Annotated in this window: 3 protein-coding genes and 1 pseudogene; 3 read left to right on the top strand and 1 reads right to left on the bottom strand. The window is 61.8% G+C overall.

All coding sequences use genetic code 11. The features are described from left to right. Both NR072_RS06880 and NR072_RS06885 read left to right on the top strand, forming a co-directional pair. Window positions 1-581: SAVED domain-containing protein (locus NR072_RS06880; protein ID WP_256836620.1), on the top strand; the 581-nt coding region annotated here is incomplete at its 5' end. A 26-nt stretch (window positions 582-607) separates the two neighbouring features. Then, window positions 608-1,885, top strand: a complete 1,278-nt coding sequence (locus NR072_RS06885; protein WP_256836622.1) for a cyclic GMP-AMP synthase DncV-like nucleotidyltransferase — start codon at window positions 608-610, stop codon at window positions 1,883-1,885. A 118-nt stretch (window positions 1,886-2,003) separates the two neighbouring features. On the opposite strand, the gene NR072_RS06890 is transcribed toward NR072_RS06885, so the two are convergent. Continuing rightward, entirely contained in the window at window positions 2,004-2,819 is an 816-nt protein-coding gene (locus NR072_RS06890) for a DUF4352 domain-containing protein (RefSeq protein WP_256836624.1), read from the bottom strand. Window positions 2,820-2,980: 161 nt separating this feature from the next. Between NR072_RS06890 and NR072_RS06895 the strand changes: the two are divergent. Continuing rightward, window positions 2,981-4,173, top strand: a pseudogene (locus NR072_RS06895) (IS3 family transposase); the annotation flags it as partial.

Raw genomic sequence — 4,173 nt, forward strand, 5'->3', positions numbered from 1 at the left:
GCTCCTCCGGCCTCGTTGGCACCGGCCCGAGTCAACAACGTCATGCCCTCCTACAGCTAGCGCGGATCCCGATCCTTATCGCGCTCGGAGCGTTGCTGGATGACACGGTCCCCACCACTGTGTACCCAAAACGACGCGACGGCACCGAAGCCTGGGGCTGGCCGGAGTCGGGTACGGAACAGGAATTCGAGTGGCGCGTACTCAGCGACGGCCCGGATGAACCGGAGCGGGTCACTGTCGTGTTCTCCATTTCAGGATCGATCGAAGCGGATCGACTTCCTGCTGAGACCACCGACGGGGCACGCATCTATGAGGTCAGACCTGCTGGAGTGACGCCGAACTTTGACTTGGTAGACACCCCGGCGACGGTCGACATGTTTGCACAGTGCTGGCGGTCCCTGATCGCTGAGATCGAAACTCTTGCAAGCGTCGAAACCATCAGCCTCGTACCGGCGGTACCCACGACCGTGGCCGTCGCGATCGGTCGATCAATTAACGCGTCCGTGCACCCAGCCATGCGCGTCTACGACCGGACCGGTCACGAAGCAAGTTACACATTCACCATGGAGCTGCCCCGATGAAACTTCTTCCGTACTTCAAGTCCTTCTTGGACAACACTGTCAACCTCAATGACACGCGCATCGCGAAGCTGAACAGCCGAGTCGACTCGGTCACTTCCTTCCTGCGTGAGCACGAAACGTTCAGCGAGTACTTCATCGACGTCATCCCACAGGGGTCGTACGCACACCGAACAATTATTAAGCCGGTCGGAAGTCGCGAGTTCGACGCTGACGTACTCCTGGCAATGCGGGAGCATCCGACCTGGACGCCCGCCGAGTACACCGCAGAGCTCAAACGAGCCTTCGAGGCGAGCGCAACGTACAAGGGAAAGGCGCACAAGCGGACCCGGTGCGTCTTCCTCGACTACGCGGACGACTTCCACATTGATGTCATCCCGTTCGTGGAGGATCGCCCCGCCATCACCAACAACAAGCGCGACGATTGGGAGGTGACCGATCCCCTAGCGTTTACGGAATGGCTAGCTGGCAAGTCTCGCATCGTGGGCGGCGGACGGCTTCAAGCGGTGCTTCGCCTGCTGAAATATTTGCGCGATTCAAAGACCACGTTCTCGATCAAGTCAGTTCTGCTGACAATCCTCGTCGGGAACGTAGTTGAAAGCTGGCGATCCACCGCTGACGCGAAGTACTACGGCGACACTGCAACCGCTCTGGTTCACATCATCGAGGATCTCAGCGCCTACCTGCAGGACAACCCATCCATGCCACCGATCTATGATCCTGCTGGCACAGGTCGCGATTTTGGGGAGCGATGGGATCAGGACGGCTACGCGAATTTCCGGACGCAGATTGCTTCCTACGCAGCGAAGATGCGGGCCGCGTACGATGCGGAGGTCCTCGACGACGCAGTAGCGGGCTGGCAAAGCGTGTTCGGCACGTCCTTCACCGCACCTGTCGTGCAGGCTGCAGAAAAAGCGTCGCCGACCGAAGAGTTCATCGATTCCACCCTCCGGATTCCGATCCGCCTAACGGAGAGCGTCACGCTCGTTGGCAGAGTCCGTAGGGCCGGCGTGGCACGTGCCTACGACTTGCCAAGGCGAGGCGATCGGGTTCAGAAGAACAGGACCATCGACTTCGAGCTTCGGGACCTGAGCGTTACAGGCCCCCACCAAGTGTTCTGGAAGGTCAAGAACAACGGCTCCGAAGCCCTCGACGCACAGCAACCGCGCGGGCAGGTCGAAGAGGGAAGCTCCAGCCGGTACGAGAGCACCTCATACGTCGGAAGCCATTACGTCGAGGTGTATATCGTCCAGAACAATGTGTGCGTCGCGATGAGCCGGCAGCCGGTCATCATCCAGCCACGCTGACACAGAATCCAAGGAGTAACAGCAAGACCCCGGTTACAGATGCCGCAGGGGTCTTGCTATGCGCCAGGGGCGGAGGCTTCCCGTACGCGGAACGTGGTACGGGACGCCACAGCATCATCTATTTTGTGAAGGTCACCCTGCCTCCGGATAGTCCGTCGATCCTGATCTCGAACTCGACGCCGTCCAGAGTCGACATACTCCACCCATCATTGAATTCGTACGTCTCCCCAGGTGCAAGAGTGTCTAAGCTCACACCATTGCTCGCGGTGTCGTCGCTCACCGAAAGGACTTCGCTTTCCCCCTCTGCGTCATTCGTTGCCTGAGTAGAGATGAAGCTACCGTCGCGAGCTCCATCGGCGACGTTCTTGATTGTCACGGGAAAATAGATATTTACGGGCAGCCGGGGCATCTTGTGGGCGCGGCTATTCCAGAAGGTCGCGCTGTCGCTCGGCGTGAACTCAACCGGATCCAGCACGGTAATTTCGAGTGCAACGTCTCCTGCGCGCGTGGTGTCGGTGTAGATCACGGTCTGCCCAAACGTGCAATCCGCCGACGCCCCCACCATGGAACAGTCAGTGGGCACGGTCGCGCTGGGCGTCGGACTCGGGGAACCGTCTTCGCTAGTTTCCGCAGGCGCTGTTGCCGTTGATGCCGGAGACTCGACCACAGCGGGCGTCGCACTCCGCTCGCTGATCACACCGATGGTGATGATCACCGCCAAGACGACAGCCAAGACGACAGCGCCGATGATCCATAGCACGCGACGGGACCTCGGCTTCGGGCGTCGAAGCGTAATCTCGGTACGGAGCTTCCCGGGCGACTGGGACACCAGTTCCCAGCCGTCGTCTTCCCACTTCTTGATCGTGCGAGCTTCCATGCCCCGTACGGCCCGAATCGACCGGGTCTCGTAGCTAGCGTCGGTTCCGGTGGTCATCGACTATTTGTCCCCAGTTCTGGGCCGGTGGCGACCCAAGTCGATTCTATAGATTGCGGATGCCGCTCAGACGGTAGAGCTGGGGTCAGGCTCTTGAGTCGAAGTCCTCGAACTGAAGCGCCCTGGGTTTCGTTCCGATCCCGACGAAGGAGAATTGGAACATGCCCAAGAAGTTCAGCCCCGAGCTGCGTGAGCGCGCGATCAGGATGGTCCTGGAGCGCTAAGCCACGCAAGGAGGGCCCCGTTCGCATTCCATCCGGGCGGTAGCCCCGCAGCTTGATGTCAGCGAAGAGACCTTGCGGATGTGGTGCCAACGCCACGGCCACGAAGTAGCCCAGGCACCCGCCTCAGAGACCCCTGCGGAGGAGATCCGCAGGCTCAAACGCGAGCTGGCCGAGGCACGGCGCGCGAACGAGATCCTCAAGGCCGCCTCGGCTTTTTTCGCAGCGGAGCTCGACCGCCCCACGACGAGATGATCGCGTTCATCGATGAACACCGCGATCAGTTCTTCGGTCGAGGCCATCTGCCGCACCCTTCGTGCGACGGAATGTGGGTTCATCACCTCGACGTGAGCTACCGCGCCGCGAAGACACGACCAGCCTCCGCGCGGGCCCTGCGAGACGTCCTGCTCCTGGAGGAGGTCAAGCGGATCCATGCCGAGAACTACAGCGTCTACGGGGTGCGCAAGATGCACCACGCGATGCGCCGCGCCGGGTGGGAGATCGGCCGTGACCAAGTCGCCCGCCTCATGCGGGCCACAGGCCTGCAGGGCGTGCGCCGCGGCCGTAAGCCGATCACGACCTGCCCTGCAGGTGAGCCGGATGCTCGTCCTGACCTCGTCGAGCGTCGCTTCACTGCCGAGCGCCCGCACCGGCTCTGGGTCGTAAGACATCACCTACGTGCGCACGATCTCGGGGTTCTGCTACGTCGCTTTCATCACTGACGTCTACTCCCGGCGCATCGTGGGATGGGCGGTCTCAGGCAGCCTGCACACGGTCGGGCTGCCGCTGCTGGCCCTGGAGCACGCCCTGTTGAGCACGGGAGCCAGCCGTAGCCGGCAGGGACTGATCCACCACTCGGACCGAGGCGCCCAGTACGTCAGCTTGGCCTACTCGGACGCGCTCATCACCGCCGGGGTGAGCGCCTCAGTGGGCACCGTGGGCGACTCCTACGACAACGCTCTGGCTGAAACCGTGAACGGGCTCTATAAGGCCGAGCTCATCCATGCCAAGCGGATCTGGGAGTCCGTCGAGGCGGTCGAGCTGGCCACCATGGGGTGGGTGCACTGGTGGCACACCGCCCGCATCCACGAGGCCCTTGGCTATCGCACTCCCGCAGAGGTTGAGGCGGCTTA

The sequence above is a fragment of the Micrococcus sp. Mcc89 genome, from assembly GCF_024519795.1.
GTDB lineage: Bacteria > Actinomycetota > Actinomycetes > Actinomycetales > Micrococcaceae > Micrococcus > Micrococcus luteus.